15 protein-coding genes are annotated in these 16,077 nt (G+C 73.4%); 9 read left to right on the forward strand and 6 right to left on the reverse strand.

Annotated elements, in window-relative coordinates; genetic code table 11:
• Positions 1–4: 4 nt before the first annotated feature.
• A complete protein-coding gene (locus tag QSK52_RS25095) occupies positions 5–1,207 on the reverse strand; it encodes a sensor histidine kinase (RefSeq protein WP_435053357.1) in 1,203 nt (400 codons plus the stop codon).
• Positions 1,208–1,296: 89 nt separating this feature from the next.
• Positions 1,297–2,184 carry a CPBP family intramembrane glutamic endopeptidase gene (locus QSK52_RS25100; RefSeq protein ID WP_285738406.1) on the reverse strand — a complete coding sequence of 296 codons (888 nt, stop codon included), beginning with the start codon at positions 2,182–2,184 and terminating at the stop codon, positions 1,297–1,299.
• A 662-nt stretch (positions 2,185–2,846) separates the two neighbouring features.
• Here QSK52_RS25100 and QSK52_RS25105 point away from each other — a divergent pair.
• Both QSK52_RS25105 and QSK52_RS25110 read left to right on the forward strand, forming a co-directional pair.
• Positions 2,847–3,416, forward strand: coding sequence for a TetR/AcrR family transcriptional regulator (locus QSK52_RS25105; RefSeq protein ID WP_285738407.1), 570 nt, complete (start codon positions 2,847–2,849; stop codon positions 3,414–3,416).
• 97 nt (positions 3,417–3,513) lie between these two features.
• On the forward strand, positions 3,514–4,692 hold the full coding sequence (locus tag QSK52_RS25110) for a GDSL-type esterase/lipase family protein (RefSeq protein ID WP_285738408.1): 1,179 nt from the start codon (positions 3,514–3,516) through the stop codon (positions 4,690–4,692).
• A gap of 60 nt (positions 4,693–4,752) precedes the next feature.
• Here QSK52_RS25110 and QSK52_RS25115 read toward each other — a convergent pair whose 3' ends face one another.
• On the reverse strand, positions 4,753–5,100 hold the full coding sequence (locus QSK52_RS25115) for an ArsR/SmtB family transcription factor (RefSeq protein ID WP_285738409.1): 348 nt from the start codon (positions 5,098–5,100) through the stop codon (positions 4,753–4,755).
• Positions 5,101–5,193: 93 nt separating this feature from the next.
• Here QSK52_RS25115 and QSK52_RS25120 point away from each other — a divergent pair, with 93 nt between their 5' ends.
• Positions 5,194–5,502 carry a putative quinol monooxygenase gene (locus QSK52_RS25120; protein ID WP_285738410.1) on the forward strand — a complete coding sequence of 103 codons (309 nt, stop codon included), beginning with the start codon at positions 5,194–5,196 and terminating at the stop codon, positions 5,500–5,502.
• Positions 5,503–5,521: 19 nt separating this feature from the next.
• Here the strand turns inward: QSK52_RS25120 and QSK52_RS25125 are convergent, their stop codons facing one another.
• Entirely contained in the window at positions 5,522–6,124 is a 603-nt protein-coding gene (locus QSK52_RS25125) for a helix-turn-helix domain-containing protein (RefSeq protein ID WP_285738411.1), read from the reverse strand.
• 130 nt (positions 6,125–6,254) lie between these two features.
• On the opposite strand from QSK52_RS25125, the gene QSK52_RS25130 reads away from it, so the two are divergent.
• The 6 genes from QSK52_RS25130 to mmsB all read left to right on the forward strand — a co-directional run bounded on the left by QSK52_RS25130 (position 6,255) and on the right by mmsB (position 13,764).
• The gene (locus QSK52_RS25130) at positions 6,255–7,241 is read left to right on the forward strand and encodes an alpha/beta fold hydrolase (RefSeq protein ID WP_285738412.1); all 987 of its coding nucleotides are present in this window, start codon (positions 6,255–6,257) and stop codon (positions 7,239–7,241) included.
• Between the two features lie 130 nt (positions 7,242–7,371).
• Positions 7,372–7,611 carry a hypothetical protein gene (locus QSK52_RS25135; protein ID WP_285738413.1) on the forward strand — a complete coding sequence of 80 codons (240 nt, stop codon included), beginning with the start codon at positions 7,372–7,374 and terminating at the stop codon, positions 7,609–7,611.
• Positions 7,608–9,371: a purine-cytosine permease family protein gene (locus QSK52_RS25140; RefSeq protein ID WP_285738414.1), complete on the forward strand. Its 1,764-nt coding sequence runs from the start codon at positions 7,608–7,610 to the stop codon at positions 9,369–9,371. Before QSK52_RS25135 ends, QSK52_RS25140 begins: the two co-directional genes overlap by 4 nt.
• A 401-nt stretch (positions 9,372–9,772) precedes the next feature.
• On the forward strand, positions 9,773–10,870 hold the full coding sequence (gene chvE, locus QSK52_RS25145) for a multiple monosaccharide ABC transporter substrate-binding protein (protein WP_285738415.1): 1,098 nt from the start codon (positions 9,773–9,775) through the stop codon (positions 10,868–10,870).
• A gap of 107 nt (positions 10,871–10,977) precedes the next feature.
• A complete protein-coding gene (gene mmsA, locus QSK52_RS25150) occupies positions 10,978–12,525 on the forward strand; it encodes a multiple monosaccharide ABC transporter ATP-binding protein (protein ID WP_285738416.1) in 1,548 nt (515 codons plus the stop codon).
• Between the two features lie 3 nt (positions 12,526–12,528).
• Positions 12,529–13,764: a multiple monosaccharide ABC transporter permease gene (mmsB, locus tag QSK52_RS25155; RefSeq protein ID WP_285738417.1), complete on the forward strand. Its 1,236-nt coding sequence runs from the start codon at positions 12,529–12,531 to the stop codon at positions 13,762–13,764.
• A 119-nt stretch (positions 13,765–13,883) separates the two neighbouring features.
• Here mmsB and QSK52_RS25160 read toward each other — a convergent pair whose 3' ends face one another.
• Both QSK52_RS25160 and QSK52_RS25165 read right to left on the reverse strand, forming a co-directional pair.
• On the reverse strand, positions 13,884–14,276 hold the full coding sequence (locus QSK52_RS25160) for a nuclear transport factor 2 family protein (RefSeq protein ID WP_285738418.1): 393 nt from the start codon (positions 14,274–14,276) through the stop codon (positions 13,884–13,886).
• Positions 14,277–14,329: 53 nt separating this feature from the next.
• A complete protein-coding gene (locus QSK52_RS25165) occupies positions 14,330–15,736 on the reverse strand; it encodes an SGNH/GDSL hydrolase family protein (protein WP_435053353.1) in 1,407 nt (468 codons plus the stop codon).
• Positions 15,737–16,077: the final 341 nt, after the last annotated feature.

Genomic DNA, 16,077 nt, shown 5'->3' on the forward strand with positions numbered 1-16,077 from the left:
GTGGTCACTCCTGGCGGGGGTCGGACGGGATGGTGGCCCGGACCGCGAAACCGCCCGCGGGCCCGGGTCCTGACTCCAGTTCACCACCCAGCATCCGCACCCGTTCGCGCAGCCCCGCCAGCCCGCGTCCGCCCCCGCCCCCGCTCCCGCTCCCGCGGAGCGCCCCGCCGACCGCCCCGCGCGCGGGGGCCGCGGCGGGCCCGTCCGTGGCCACCTCGACCCGGAGGTCGGCCGCGCCGTAGCGGAGCAGGACCCGGGTCGGCTGCCCGGCCGCGTACTTGAGCGCGTTGGTGAGCGCCTCCTGCACCACCCGGTACGCGGCCAGTTCCACGTCCACGCCGTGCGGGCGCCGCTCGCCCTGCCGGGTGAACTCGACCGGCTGGCCCGCCCGGCGGGCCCGCTCGACCAGGTCGCCCACCCGGCCCAGGGTCGGCGCCCGGTCCACGGTCGCGGGGTCACCGGTCGCCGCGTCCCCGGTCGCCTCCAGGACGCCCAGCAGGTACCGGAGTTCGGTCAGCGCCCGGCGTCCGGTGTCACTGACCGCCGCCATCGCCTCCGTGGCGCGCTCCGGCGCCGGGCCGACCAGGAACTGGGCCGCGTCGGCCTGGACCACCATGGCCGTCACGTGGTGGGTGACCACGTCGTGCAACTCGCGGGCGATCCGGGCCCGTTCGGCGGCGGTGGCGGCCTCGGCGGCCGTCCGACGCCGCTGCGCCTCGTCCGTCCGCCGGGTGCGCACCGCGCCGCCCAGCAGCGCGGCCACGGCCAGGACCAGGAAGAACGCCAGGTAGTCCGGGACGGACTGCGGGGAGCCGAGGCGGTGCAGGACGACGGCCAGCGCGGCGTAGCCCGCCGCCGCCGCGACGGCCAGCGCGGGGCGGTGGCGGGGCTGGTGGGCCCCGGCGGAGTAGAGCGCCAGGTACAGCCCGACGCTGGCGAACGTCGTCGCGAAGCCCAGCGCCTGGTGCACCGCGAACGCGCCCCCGACGGCGGCCAGGCAGGCCGCGGGCCACCTGCGGCGCACCGCCAGCGGCAGGGCCTGGGCCAGTACCAGCCCGGCCCCCAGCGCGCTCGCGGGCCGCTCGGGCAGGTCGCCGATCTGCGCACCGATGCCGAACAGGGTCGGCACGAAGGCCGCCAGGGCCAGCACCAGCGCCAGGACGCCGTCCCCGAGCGGGACGCCCCCGGGCAGGGCGCCCCCGGACAGGAGGCCCCCGAGCCGGACGACCCGCTGCCGCACCCGTCCCCCGCTCACCCGAGGCCGTGCCACATCCGTCCCCTTCCGCAGTTCCGTGCTCAACAACCGTTGCGCCGACGGGACTTGATCCCGCCGTCGCGGCGGGCGAGGACGAGCATCCGGGCGGCCAGGGCCAGCGCGATCAGGACGGGCACCACCGACGCCTCCAGGCCGAACCCGCCGCCGGTCAGGAAGGTCGAACCGTGGGTGGTGACGGTGAACAGGCCCTCGGGGGCGTGCCCGGAGACCGGGATGCCGAGCAGCTGCTCCGCGGTGTTCCAGACGAAGTGCAGGCCCACGACGAACCAGATGCTACGCCGCCACAGGAACGCGGCCCCGAGCAGGGCGCCCGCCTCCAGCACGATCGACAGCCCGCCCCACGCGGTCGCCCCCGGCGTGCCCAGGTGCGCCACCCCGAAGAACAGCGAGGTCACCGCGAGGGCGACCCGGCTGCCCCACACCTGCTCCAGGGCCTGCAGGGCGAGGCCGCGGAACATCAGCTCCTCGCCGACCGCGGCCCCGACCTGCACCGCGACCGCGCTCCCCACCAGCGACAGGACGCCACCGCCCTTCCAGGAGAACGAGTAGCCCCCGAGCACCGTGATCAGGAAGGCGGCGGCGAGGACGAACCCCAGGCCGATCCCGCCGCCGAGCAGCAGCTCCCGCCCGGCACCGCGCCGGGCGACCTCCGGCACCGGACGCCGGGCCACCCGCTGCCCGATCAGCCGGTACGCGACCACCGCCGCGACCGCCCCCAGCACCGGCACCGGACCGGGCCCGGTCGCCGTCAGGCCCGACACCAGGCCGACGCCGACCATCCCCGTCACCATCCAGCCGAGCGGCGACCGCACGAGACGGCCGAGCCGCCCGCCGCTCCCCCCGCTCGCCCCGCCCGCCCCGCCCGTCTCCGGAGCCGAAGCGGCGGTGTCCGGTGCAGCAGTCCCCATGGTGCCCTCCCCTGTCGCGGCCGGACCCGTTCCGACCCGACCACCACGCTAGGAAGCCGCCGCCCGCCACGAATCACCCGCGGCGGGACGGCCCCGGTAGCTCTCCCGGGGGATGCGCGACCGCCCCGGCACGGTGACCGACCGGGCCCGCACGCACGGCAGGGCCGTCACCGACTCCCAGGAGGCGTCCCACGAGGATCCCTGCTGTCTCGTCACCACCCTTGCCCAACAGGCTGGTTGGTGTCGGCAGCCTGCCCGCCCGGACGGCGTCGTCGACCAACCCGGTGCAGGGGAACCGGGGCGAGCCCGCGCCGCCGTGCCACTCCTCGGTGAGGAGGCGGGCGTCGTAGCACAGGGCGCCCGTCCCGGCGGCGGTCAGGGCGGCACCGAGGTCCCGGAGCCCGTACGGGTGCAGCAGCACCGCGGCCGGGGCGGGCCGGTCGGCGGGCGGCCGCAGGTGCGCGGTGCGGCCCCGGTCTCGAGGGGGATCCGGTCGGTGCGCGCGGAGGCGTGGTCCTCGATCACGCCCGACACCGTCCCGGACCCGCACCGGTCCGGTGGACCCCCGGGGCGCAGGGCGGCACCCTCCTACACCACTCGACGATTTGCCTACATGATTTAGGAAACTCCATACTGGGCGTAGTCCGACGGAGGGAAGCACCATGGCTCGCGCAGGGCTGACCCCGGAGCGCCTGGCCCGGGCCGGGGCGGAACTCGCCGACGAGGTCGGCTTCGACCAGGTGACCGTCGCGGCGCTCGCCCGGCGGTTCGACGTGAAGACCGCGAGCCTGTACGCGCACGTGCGGAGCTCGCAGGACCTCAAGGTCCGGATCGCCCTGTTCGCCCTGGAGGAACTCGCCGACCGGGCCGCCGAGGCCCTCGCCGGACGGGCCGGGAAGGACGCCCTGGTCGCCTTCGCGGACGCCTACCGCAGCTACGCACGGGAGCACCCCGGCCGCTACGACGCCACCCGGCTCCGGCTCGACCCCGAGACCGCGGCCGCCGGCGCGGGCGTCCGCCACGCCCGGATGACGCGCGCCCTCCTGCGCGCCTACCACCTGGCGGAACCGGAGCAGACCCACGCGGTACGGATGCTGGGCAGCGCCTTCCACGGCTACATCAGCCTGGAACTGGCCGGCGGCTTCAGCCACAGCGCCCCCGAACCGCAGGCGTCCTGGCTCTGGATGCTGGACTCCCTCGACGCCCTGCTGCGCCTGCAGGGCACCCCCTGACCGGCCGCCGCCGCACCGCTGCGCCGTCGCACCGCCGCCCGCGCCGCACCGGCGCGCCCGGACACCCCCCCGCACCCCGATCGACCGGCTGGAACCCATGAGCACCGCACCCCCCTGGACCACCACCCCCGTCACCGCGGACCTGCTGCGCGGCTTCCTCGACCTGGAGCGGACCGCGCACGGCCTGCTCCCGCACCGGCTGCCCGCCGCGGCGCGCCGACAGATCCCCGACGAGCAGCTGGCCCTGGCGGAGGCCCAGCCGTCCGGCGTGCGGCTCGTCTTCCGCACCGCCGCGATCGTCGTCGAACTGGACGCGCTGCCCACCAAGCGCGCCCACCGGGGCTTCCCGGCCCCCGCGGACGGCGTCTACGACCTGCTGGTCGACGGCCGCCTCGCCGCCCAGGCCACCGTGCCCGGCGGCAACGTCCGCCTGGTCACCGACCTGACCGCCCGGACCTCCGAACTGCACGAGGGCCCGGTCGGCACCGCCCGCTTCACCGGCCTGCCCGCGCACGACAAGGAGGTCGAGATCTGGCTGCCGCACAACGAGACCACCGAACTGGTCGCGCTGCGCACCGACGCCCCCGTCTCCCCCGTGCCGGACCGCGGCCGCCGGGTCTGGCTGCACCACGGCAGCTCCATCAGCCACGGCTCCAACGCCACCCACCCCACCGCCGTCTGGCCGGCCCTGGCCGCGGCCCGGGGCGGGGTGGAGCTGGTCAACCTGGGCTTCGGCGGCGGCGCGCTGCTCGACCCGTTCACCGCCCGCGCCGTGCGGGACACCCCCGCGGACCTGATCAGCCTGAAGATCGGCATCAACCTGGTCAACACCGACGCGATGCGCCTGCGCGCCTTCACCCCCGCGGTGCACGGGTTCCTCGACACCGTCCGCGAGGGCCACCCGACCACGCCGCTGCTGGTCGTCTCGCCCGTCCTGTGCCCGGTCCAGGAGGACACCCCCGGGCCCCTGATGCCCGACTTCACCGACGGCACGCTGAAGTTCAGGGCCACCGGCGACCCGGCCGAACGCGCCGCCGGGCGCCTGACCCTCACCACGATCCGCGCCGAACTCGCCCGGATCGTCGCGGCGCGGGCGGCCGAGGACCCGCACCTGCACCACCTCGACGGGCGCGACCTGTACGGGGAGCAGGACTACGCCGAGTTCCCGCTGCCCGACGAGGTCCACCCCGACGCCGCGGGCCACCGCCGCATCGGCGAGAACTTCGCCCGGCTCGTCTTCGGCCCCGCGGGCCCCTTCGCCGCCGTGGCCGCCTGAGCCCACCGCGTCCGCCCGAGCCCGCCGCGTCCGCCCGAACCCGCCACGGGCACTGGCGCCCTATCCGGCCTCCGCCGTCCCCGCCGCCTCCACCGCTTCCGTCTCCGCGGCGATCAGCGCGAGCAGCCCCGGGAAGCGCCGGTCGATGTCGGTGCGGCGCAGCGTCGCGGCGCGGCTGTTGCCCCGGTCGACCTGGCGGATCAGGCCCGCCTCGCGCAGGGTGCGGAAGTGGTAGGTGACGGTCGCCTTGCTGACGGGGAGGGCGAAGGAACTGCAGGTGCGGGCGGTGCCGACGGGGGCGGCGGTGAGTTCGCGGACGACCCGCCGCCGCAGCGGATCGGCCAGGGCCGACAGCACCGCACCGAGTTCGATCTCGTCCACCGCCGGGTGTCCTTCGCTGTCGGGCACCGTCCACCACCTCCCAGGTAAGACTTGCATCGTACCTTCCCGTCCGGCTAGCGTCCCGAGGTACGAAAAAACTCTTACCTGAGGGAGTCTCCCGTGGCCCAGCCCTTCACCCTGGTCGGAACCGCCCGCCCGAAGCCCGAACGCACCGAGGAGCTCCGGGAGTTGCTGCTGTCCTTCGTCGAACCGACCCGCGCCGAGGAGGGCTGCCTGGAGTACCACTTCCACGAGAAGCGGGACGAGCCCGGCGTCTTCGTCTTCTACGAGGCCTGGCGCACCGAGGCCGACCTGGACGCCCACCTGGCGCTCCCGCACATGCGCGCGTTCTGGGAGCGCCGGATGGACTACCTGGCCGAGGACCTGACCATCGACTTCCTCACCATGCACAGCCCGTACGGGAGTTGAGCCACCGCCCGGCCCGCCGTCACCCCGCTGCCACGCCGCCGGTGCGCGAGCGCAGCCGCTCGCCCTGCGGCCCGAACAGGACCAGGTACTCGACCGGGCCGCCGGAGCCGGCGTTGGCCACCCCGTGCGGGGTCCGGGTGTCGAACTCGGCGACCTCGCCGGGGGTCAGGACGAGGTCCCGGTCGGCGAGGGCGAGCCACAGCCGCCCGTACAGGACGCACAGCCACTCGTGGCCGTCGTGGGAGACCTGGCGGGGCCGCACCGGCGGGCCGTCGAGGGCGGGCAGGACGTGCTTGTGGGCGTGCAGGCCGCCGACGTACCGGGTCAGCGGCAGCACCGCCTTGTCGTCGCCGAAGCTCAGCGGCACCCTGGCGCGCGGCTCGGCCGCGGGAGCGGGGGTCCGGCCGGCCAGCTCGTCCAGCGAGGCGTCGTACTCCTCGGCCAGGCGCAGCAGCACCTCCAGGGTGGGCCGGCGCCGACCGGTCTCGATCCGGGACAACGTGCTGGCGGAGATGCCGGTGGCGCGGCCGACGGCGGTGAGCGTCGCGCCGCGGCGTTCGCGCGCGGCGCGCAGCCGGGGCCCCATCGCGTCCGGCGCCCCGTCCGCGTCGTCGGCTGCCACCTGCGTCCTCCTCCGCCTCACACCGCTCTGTCCTGCGAGTTTGCCAGAACGGCAACGGTCGTCGCGCCGGTCGGGTGGCGCGCCGCATGATCGACGGGCAGCCGCGTACGCCACGAAGCGAGGAGAAGCCGTGCAGCCCGAGCCGACCGCCGCACCCCGTCACCGCACCGTCCGGACCCCGGCCGGGCGCCTGCACCTGGTCGAGCAGGGCACCGGCCCGCTCGTCCTGCTGGTGCACGGCTTCCCCGAGTCCTGGTACTCCTGGCGCCACCAGCTCCCGGCCCTCGCCGCGGCCGGCCACCGGGCGGTGGCGATCGACGTGCGCGGCTACGGCCGCTCCTCCCGGCCGGAGGCCGTCGAGGACTACCGGATGCTCGACCTGGTGGCGGACAACCTCGCCGTCGTGCACGCCCTCGGCGAGCAGGAGGCGGTGGTCGTCGGCCACGACTGGGGCTCCACCATCGCCGCCACCTCCGCCCTGCTCCACCCCGGGGTGTTCCGGGCCGTCGGCCTGCTGAGCGTCCCCTACGCACCGCCCGGCGGGCCCCGCCCCACCGAGGTGTTCGGCCGGGTCGGCGGCCCGGGGCAGGAGTTCTACGTCTCCTACTTCCAGGAGCCCGGCCGCGCCGAGGCGGAGATCGAGCCCGACGTCCGGGGCTGGCTCGCGGGCTTCTACGCGGCCCTGTCCGCCGACACCATGCCCGCCCCGGACCAGCCCGACCCGCACTTCGTCACCCCCGGCGGCCGCCTGCGCGACCGCTTCCCCGCGGACGTCCTCCCGGCCTGGCTGAGCGAGGACGAACTCGGCGTCTACGTCGCGGAGTTCGAGCGCACGGGCGTCACCGGCGCGCTCAACCGCTACCGCAACCTGGACCGGGACTGGGCGGACCTCGCCCCGCACCGCGGCGCCCCGATCGGGCAGCCGTCCCTGTTCGTCGGCGGGGCCCTGGACGCCTCCACCACCTGGATGTCCGACGCCATCGCCGCCTTCCCCACCACCCTCCCGGGCCTGAGCTCCTCCCACCTCCTGGACGGCTGCGGCCACTGGATCCAGCAGGAGCGCCCCGCCGAGGTCAACCGGCTGCTGACCGACTGGCTCGCCACCCTCCGGCCCTGAACCGGCCTCGAACCGGCCCCGAGCCGACCCCGCGCCGGCTCGAACCGGCCCGGACCGGCGGGGGTTTCGAAACCTCGGCTTCACGCGGGAGGTCCCCGGGGGAAACGGCCGCTGCCTAGCGTCTCCCGCCATGGACACCGGGCCGTGCACGCCTCCGGACGCACCGCACCCCCCGCACCGCGAACGCGCAGCCCCGCGCGGGGAGTTGACGTCCGGTCGGGTCGGGCTGCACGAACGCCTCACCGCGGAGCGGCTCGCGGCGCGGTTCGTCGTCCTCGACGAGCAGTTCCACGTCGCCCCGTCCCGGGCCTCGGGCACCCCGGCGCCCACCGAGGCGCTGGTCTCCGCACGGCAAGGAGGCACCGCATGAACGTCGAACCGAACCCGGTGAGAACCGTCGAACCCGGCCCCCCGCGCTCGGCGGCACCGGCCGCCACCGCACCGGCCGCCGGTCGAACCGCCACCGCACCGACCGCCAGCGCACCGGCCACCCCCGAACCGGCCACCGGTCGGGCGGCCGAGGAGACCCTGGAGGACTACACCCTCCGCTTCGCGCCCCGCACCTACCGCCGCTGGACCCCGATGGTGGTGGCCACCACGGCCCTCGGCGGCATCGCCTACATGGCCGACTTCTCGATCGGCGCGGGCATCGGCCTGGCCCACGGCACCGGCAACGCGCTGGTGGCGATCGCGGTGGCCGCCGCGGTCATCTTCGTGACCGGCTACCCGCTGGCGTACTACGGCGCCCGCTACAACATCGACCTGGACCTGATCACCCGGGGCTCCGGCTTCGGCTACTACGGCTCGGTGCTGACCGGCGTCATCTTCGCCAGCTTCACCTTCGTCTTCTTCGCCCTGGAAGGCTCCATCATGGCGCAGGGGCTGAAACTGGGGTTCGGCCTGCCGCTCTGGCTGGGCTACCTGGTCTCCACGCTGATGGTGATCCCGCTGGTCGTCTACGGCATGAAGGCGCTGAGCAAGCTCCAGGTGTGGACCACCCCGGTCTGGCTGGTCCTGATGGTCTCCCCGCTGGTGTACCTGATCTGGACCGACCCGGGCAGCGTGGACCGCTTCCTGTCGTACGCGGGCACCGACGGCGAGGGGGGCGTCAACACCGCGTCCGTGCTGCTGGGCGCCGGGGTCTGCCTGTCGCTGATCGCGCAGATCGGCGAGCAGATCGACTACCTGCGCTTCATGCCGCCCCGGACCGCGGAGAACCGGCGCGCGTGGTGGACCGCGGTGGTCATGGCCGGGCCCGGCTGGGTGGTGGTCGGCGCGCTGAAGCAGGTGATCGGCGTCTTCCTCGCCGTGCACATCCTCTCCGCGGTCGGGCCGGGCCTGGCGCCGGAGCCGATCCGCCAGTTCAAGGGCGCCTTCGACGCGATGCTGCCGTCCTGGCTGGTGGTCCCGCTGGCCGTGGCGCTCGTGGTGGTCAGCCAGATCAAGATCAACGTGACGAACGCCTACTCCGGCTCGCTGGCCTGGACGAACTCCTTCACCCGGGTCACCCGCCGCTACCCGGGGCGGATGGTCTTCGTCCTGGTCAACCTGGGCATCGCGCTGGTCCTGATGGAGGCCGACATGTTCAGCTTCCTCAACAGCGTCCTGGGTTTCTACTCGAACTGCGCGATCGCCTGGGTGGTCACCGTCGCCACCGACATCGGCGTCAACAAGCACCTGCTGCGGATCTCCCCGCTGCGCCCCGAGTTCCGCCGAGGCATGCTGTACGCCGTCAACCCGGTCGGCGTCGTCGCCTTCACCGCCGCCTCGGGCCTGTCGATCGCCATGTACTTCCACGCCCTCGGCGACACCCTCCAGCCGTACTCCCCGGTCGCCGCCGCCCTGATCGCGTTCGTCCTCACCCCGCTGACGGCCGTCGCCACCCGGGGCCGGTACTACCTGCGCCGGACGGACGACGGCATCGACGAGCCACTGCTGGACGCCGAGGGCAACCCGAGCGCGGTCACCCTCGACTGCCACGTCTGCCACCGGCCCTACGAGCGGCCCGACCTGGCCGCCTGCGCCGCCCACGACGCCGTCGTCTGCTCGCTGTGCCTGAGCACCGACCGGACCGGCGCCCACGTGCTGCCCGCCGCACCCGCCGCACCCGCTGCGTCCGCCGCCGGCTGACCCGCACGCCGCCACCGCGCTCCGCCCCCGGCGACCGCCGGGGGCGGAGCGCGTTCGGGTGTGGTGCACCCGTCAGATTGTTAGCGCTAACAATGCCCCCGTCAACCCTCGTACACAAAGCCTCCACCAGGGATCGGCCTCGCGTTCGGCAGTGTTGCGCGGACCCTTGACGCTGCATCTGTTAGCGCTAACACTCTGAGGACGCCGGACAGCGGCGGACCACGCGCACCGGACTCGGGGCCTCCCTCGCGCCGGGCCGGTGCCCCCTCCCCCGCCACGGGAGGGGCCCGCCGTCCGACCGCCGACCGGACCCACCCCGACCCTGCCCAGCCGCTCGTCGCCGCGCCCGGCCCGGTTCCCACCGCGGCCGGTCCGGACCCGGGCGCCCCCATGGAGGAATTGTGCGGAAGCTTTCGACGGCCCTCGCCGCAGGCGCCCTGGCGCTGACCCTGGCCGGGTGCGGCCAGAGCGCGAACGGCGTCGGCGACGGTGCGACCAAGGGCGACTCCAAGGGCGGCCTGGTGGGCATCGCCATGCCGACCAAGTCGTCCGAGCGCTGGATCAACGACGGCAACAACATGGTCAAGGAGTTCCAGGCCAAGGGCTACAAGACCGACCTGCAGTTCGGCGACAACGTCGTCGAGAACCAGGTCTCGCAGGTCGAGAACATGATCACCAAGGGCGCCAAGCTGCTGGTGGTCGCGGCCATCGACGGCTCCTCCCTCACCGACGTGCTGCAGAAGGCCGCCGACGCGCACATCCCGGTGATCTCCTACGACCGGCTGATCCGCGGCACCAAGAACGTCGACTACTACGCGACGTTCGACAACTTCAAGGTCGGCGTCCTCCAGGGCACCTACATCGCCGACAAGTTGGGCCTCAAGGACGGCAAGGGCCCGTTCAACGTCGAGCTGTTCGCCGGCTCCCCGGACGACAACAACGCCACCTTCTTCTTCGACGGCGCGATGAGCGTCCTCAAGCCGTACATCGACAGCAAGAAGCTGGTCGTGCAGAGCGGTCAGACCGCGTTCAACCAGGTGGCCACCCTGCGGTGGGACGGCGGGCTCGCCCAGTCCCGGATGGACAACCTGCTGAGCAAGTCCTACACCTCGGCCCGGGTGGACGCGGTGCTCTCCCCGTACGACGGCATCTCCATCGGCATCCTGTCCTCCCTCAAGGGCGTCGGCTACGGCGGCGCGGGCAAGCCGCTGCCGATCGTCACCGGCCAGGACGCCGAGCTGGCCTCGGTGAAGTCCATCATCGCCGGGGAACAGACCCAGACCGTCTACAAGGACACCCGCCAACTCGCCAAGGTGGCCGTCCAGATGGGCGACGCCCTGCTCACCGGCGGCAAGCCCGAGACCAACGACACCACCCAGTACGACAACGGCACCAAGGTCGTCCCGGCCTACCTGCTCCAGCCCGTGAGCGTGGACAAGGACAACTACCAGAAGGTGCTCGTCGACGGCGGCCAGTACACCGCGGACCAGCTCAAGTAGCGCCCGCGGGTACCCGCACCGCCCGCACCAGCCGGGCGGTGCGGGCGCGGCCGGCGCCCTGACAGGCCCGCCGCGCCCGCACCGCCCCCAGCCGAAACGGATGCACCATGGCCGGACCCGTCCTCGAGATGCGCGCGATCACCAAGACCTTCCCCGGGGTCAGAGCGCTGTCGGACGTCAACCTCACCGTCGCCGCCGGCGAGGTCCACGCGATCTGCGGCGAGAACGGGGCGGGCAAGTCCACCCTGATGAAGGTGCTCAGCGGGGTCCACCCGCACGGCTCCTACGAGGGCGAGATCCTGTTCAAGGGCGAGCCCTGCCGGTTCCGGGACATCCGCGCCAGCGAGCGGCGCGGGATCGTCATCATCCACCAGGAACTCGCCCTGGTGCCGTACCTGTCCATCGCGGAGAACGTCTTCCTCGGCAACGAGCACGCCCGCCGCGGGATCATCAGCTGGCACCGGACGCTCACCCACGCCGGCGAGCTGCTGCGCCGCGTGGGCCTGCACGACCACCCACTGACCCGGGTCGCCGACCTCGGCGTGGGCAAGCAGCAGCTGGTCGAGATCGCCAAGGCGCTCGCCAAGGAGGTCGAACTCCTCATCCTGGACGAGCCGACCGCCGCGCTGAACGACGAGGACAGCCGCAAGCTGCTGGAGCTGATCCTGGAGCTCAAGGCGCAGGGCATCGCCTGCATCCTCATCTCGCACAAGCTGAACGAGATCGCCCGGGTCGCCGACTCCGTCACCATCCTGCGCGACGGGCGCACCATCGAGACGCTCGCCGTCGGCCCCGAGGGCGTCTCCGAGGACCGGATCATCCGCGGCATGGTCGGCCGCGACCTGGAGCACCGCTACCCCGAGCGCACCCCGGAGGTCGGCGAGGTGGCGCTGGCCGTCGAGGACTGGACGGTCCAGCACCCGATCGACCACCACCGCAACGTGGTCGACGGCGTCTCGCTGCACGTGCGGCGCGGCGAGATCGTCGGCATCGCCGGACTGATGGGCGCCGGCCGCACCGAGCTGGCGATGAGCGTCTTCGGCCGCTCCTACGGGCGGTGGACCGGCGGCCGGGTGCTGGTGAACGGCCGGGAGGTGCGCACCCGCACCGTCTCCGAGGCGATCGGCCACGGCCTCGCGTACGTCACCGAGGACCGCAAGCAGCTCGGCCTCAACCTCGCGGACGGCATCAGCCGCAACATCTCGCTGGGCGCGCTCGGCAAGGTCTCCCGCCGCGGCTGGATCAACGAGCACGAGGAGACCCGGGTCGCCGAGCGCTACCGCGCGTCCATGAACATCAAGGCCCCCTCGGTGTTCACGGAGACCGGCAAGCTCAGCGGCGGCAACCAGCAGAAGGTCGTCCTCAGCAAGTGGATCTTCGCCGAGCCCGAGGTGCTGATCCTCGACGAGCCGACCCGCGGCATCGACGTCGGCGCCAAGGCGGAGATCTACGCCGTGATCGCCGACCTGGCCGCCCAGGGCAAGGCGGTGCTGGTCATCTCCTCCGAACTCCCCGAACTGCTGGGCCTGTGCGACCGCATCTACACCATGGCCGAGGGACGGCTGACCGGTGAGGTGCAGCGGGCGGACGCGACCCAGGAATCCCTCATGCGCCTCATGACCGTGAGCGCCGCGACCCAGAACGAGCAGGTGTGACGCATGGCCCAGACCGGGACCACCCCCCAGACCAGGAAGACCGCCCCCGAGGCGGTCGGGCGGACGTCCGTCCGGGACGTCCTCGCCCGGGCGCTGCGCGGCAACGTCCGCCAGTACGGCATGCTGGTCGCCCTCGCGCTGATCGTGGTGCTGTTCCAGATCTGGACGGACGGCATCCTGCTCCAGCCGCTGAACGTCACCAACCTGATCCAGCAGAACAGTTACATCCTGATCCTGGCCATCGGCATGATGATCGTGATCATCGCCGGGCACATCGACCTGTCGGTCGGCTCGCTGGCCGCCTTCACCGGCGCGGCGGCGGCCGTCATGATGGTCAGGCACCACCTGCCCTGGCCGGTGGCCCTGGTCGCCTGCCTGCTGATCGGCGCGGCGGCCGGTGCCTGGCAGGGCTTCTGGATCTCCTACGTCGGCATCCCGTCGTTCATCGTGACGCTGGCGGGCATGCTGGTCTTCCGCGGCGGCACCCAGATCATGCTGCAGGGCCAGTCGATCGCCCCGTTCCCCAGGGGCTTCCAGAAGATCGGCAGCGGTTTCCTGCCCGAGGTCGGGCCGCACACCAACTACCACAACCTGACCCTGCTGCTGGGCGCCGCCGTCCTCGCCGTCGCGCTCCTGCAGGAGGTCCGCGGCCGCCGCCAGGCCGCCTCGTACGGCCTGGAACTCCTGCCGACGGGGCTCTTCCTGGCGAAGCTGGCGGCCGTGAGCGCCGCGGTGGTGGTCTTCACGCTGCTGCTGGCCAGCTACCACGGCTTCCCGATCGTGCTGCTGATCCTGGCCGTGCTGCTGTTCGGTTTCGGCTACCTGATGCGCAACTCGATCATCGGGCGGCACACCTACGCCATCGGCGGCAACGAGGCCGCGGCCAAGCTGTCGGGCGTGAAGAGCAAGCGGGTGGTCTTCCTCGCCTTCGTCACCATGGGCGTGCTGGCCGCCCTGGCCGGGCTGGTCTTCGCCGCCCGCCTCAACGCCGGGACCCCGCAGGCCGGCATCAACTTCGAACTGGAGGCGATCGCCGCCGCGTTCATCGGCGGCGCCTCGGCCTCCGGGGGCGTCGGCACCGTGCTCGGCGCGATCATCGGCGGCCTGGTGCTCGGCGTCCTCAACAACGGCATGTCGCTGGTCGGCATCGGCACCGACTACCAGCAGGTGATCAAGGGCCTGGTGCTGCTCGCCGCGGTCGGCTTCGACGTCTACAACAAGCGCAAGGCCGGTTCCTGACCCCTGCCCACCCGTAAGCCCGCACGCCCGCACGCCCGCGCCGGTACCGGTGGCGCGGGCGTGCGGGCGTGCGGGCTTACGGGCTTACGGGCTTACGGGCTTACGGGCGTACGGGCGGCTCAGGGGGCGGGCTGCTCGGGGGCGAGCAGCTCGATCTCCCCCGCGAAGACGATGACCTGGTCGATGAGGCTCCGCCGCAGGTGGACGACGTCCGTCCCGGCCAGGCGGAGGCCCCCGTCCGGCGTGCTGAAGGTCCACCGGTACCGGGCCCACTCGTCCGGCATGTCCACCTCCGAGCAGCGCGCCATCGTGCCGGCCCCCGCCGGGTGGCGACGGAGGTCCAGCACGAACCGCTCGACCGCGGCGATCCCCTCGCTGCGGCCCAGCGGCCCCCAGAAGACCACGTCCGAGGTCAGGGCCCGGGAGAGCAGGGCGGTCACATAGCTGTCCTCCGAGGCGTTGAACGCGGAGATGAACGTGTCGATCGCGGAGCGTGCGGTCTCTTCCTGCATGGTCCAGTCATACCAGCCGCTGCGCCCGCGCCCGCCCCGCGAGCCGCCTTCCGTCAGCGGGCCCCGGGGCCGAAGAGGCGGAGCGGGACGGAGTCGGCGAGGGCCTGGTAGCCGGTGGGGTTGAAGTGCAGGTGGTCGCCGACGTCCAGGTCGGAGCGGAGTCGGCGGGGGGCCTGCGGGTCGCGGACGGCGCGATCGAAGTCCAGCACCGCGTCGAACTGCCCGCTGGTGCGGATCCAGTCGTTGACCGCCTGGCGCGACGCCTCGCGCAGCCCCGCGGCGTCGTCGTACTGGTGACCGCCGAAGGGGGTGAGGGTCGCGCCGTAGACGGGGATGCCCTGGGCGTGCGCCCGCAGCACGATCTGCCGGTACGCGTTGATCAGGTCCGCGGTGACGGCCTGCTGGGCCGCTGCCGTGGCGTCGGCGGTGCCGATGTCGTTGACGCCCTCGGAGACGATCAGCGAGGTGACGCCGGGCTGCGCGAACACGTCGCGGTCCAGGCGGGACAGGGCGTTGGGGCCCAAGCCGTCGTTGAGGACGCGGTTGCCGCCCGCGGCCTGGTTGAGCACCGCGGTGCCCGCGGTGTCGGCGTGCTGGGCCAGCCGGGCCCGCAGCCGGTCGGGCCAGCGGTCGTCGCCGTTGTCGGTGGAGCCGCGTCCGTCCGCGAGGGAGTCGCCCAGGACGACGGTCGCCCGGTCGGTGGCCGGTGCCTGCACCTCGACGGCGCTCAGGAAGTACCAGTGGTTGACCGAGGCCGCGCCGTCCAGGTCGGCGTCGTCGAGGTGGTCGCCGCGCAGCATGTACGAGGTGGTGCGCGAACCGGGGTGCGAGGTGATGTTCGTCGACTGCTGGCCGGTGGCCAGGTAGATCGTGACGGTGAGGGTCTCGCCCGCGGCGACCGGGAAGTCCAGCGGGTCGGCGACCATCTGCGCGCCGACCGGCACCGTGGTCCCGGGGCGCCCGCCGAACGTCACCTGCCGCGCGCTGCCGGGCACGATCGCCCGCGCGCCGGACCGGCCGTCGACCGGGCGGGCCACCGACACCGCCGTCACGGGCAGGACGGCGCCGCCGAACGCGTTGCTGAGGTGCAGCCGCAGGGTGCGGCCGCCGAGGGTGACGTGCACGGTCTGCCGCAGCGTGGTGTCGGCGAACACCGCGCCGTCCTGCGTGTACGGGGCCGGCGGCATGTTGCCCGGCTCGGTCAGCTGCGGCATCGAGGTCCAGGTGTCCACCCAGTGCCCGTGCCCGGCCGCCGCGTTCGCCGCGTCCGCCGCGTCCGCCGCGGAAACGTGCTGTGCGGCGGCGGGCGACCCGGCTCCGGCACGGTCGGCCAGGGCTCCGCCGAACGCGGCGGCCGTCACGGTGAGGGTCACGGTGGCGGCCACGGCCACGGTGGTGGTCGCCCATCGACGCAGTGCGGTTGTTTTCACGTACGGCCCTCTCCTCATGCTGTCCGGCATGGTCATGACATCCCCATACACGCCAGGAGGCGCGCACGTCACGAGGACGATTCGAAAAGTTTCGAAGTCCGCAGGACCCGGCTCCACCCGGCGGACTGCGGTAGCGTAACCGAGGCAACGCGCCTTTGACCCCCGGTAGTTGCGATATTTCTTCGAATGTTTCAGGCAGAAAAACGGGGCCCCGGAGCGCCTTCCGATGGAGCGCAGTCGAACCGCCGTCGAAACGGGACCTCCGGGGAACGCGCCCTCCCCGGGTGACGTTCGAAGCGATTCGTCAATCAATACGGTGGGCGCAGAGGCCCTCGGGCCCGGCCCCTCCGGCCGCGAGGTCTCCACGGACC

This window comes from Kitasatospora phosalacinea (assembly GCF_030268885.1).
GTDB classification, from domain to species: domain Bacteria; phylum Actinomycetota; class Actinomycetes; order Streptomycetales; family Streptomycetaceae; genus Kitasatospora; species Kitasatospora phosalacinea_C.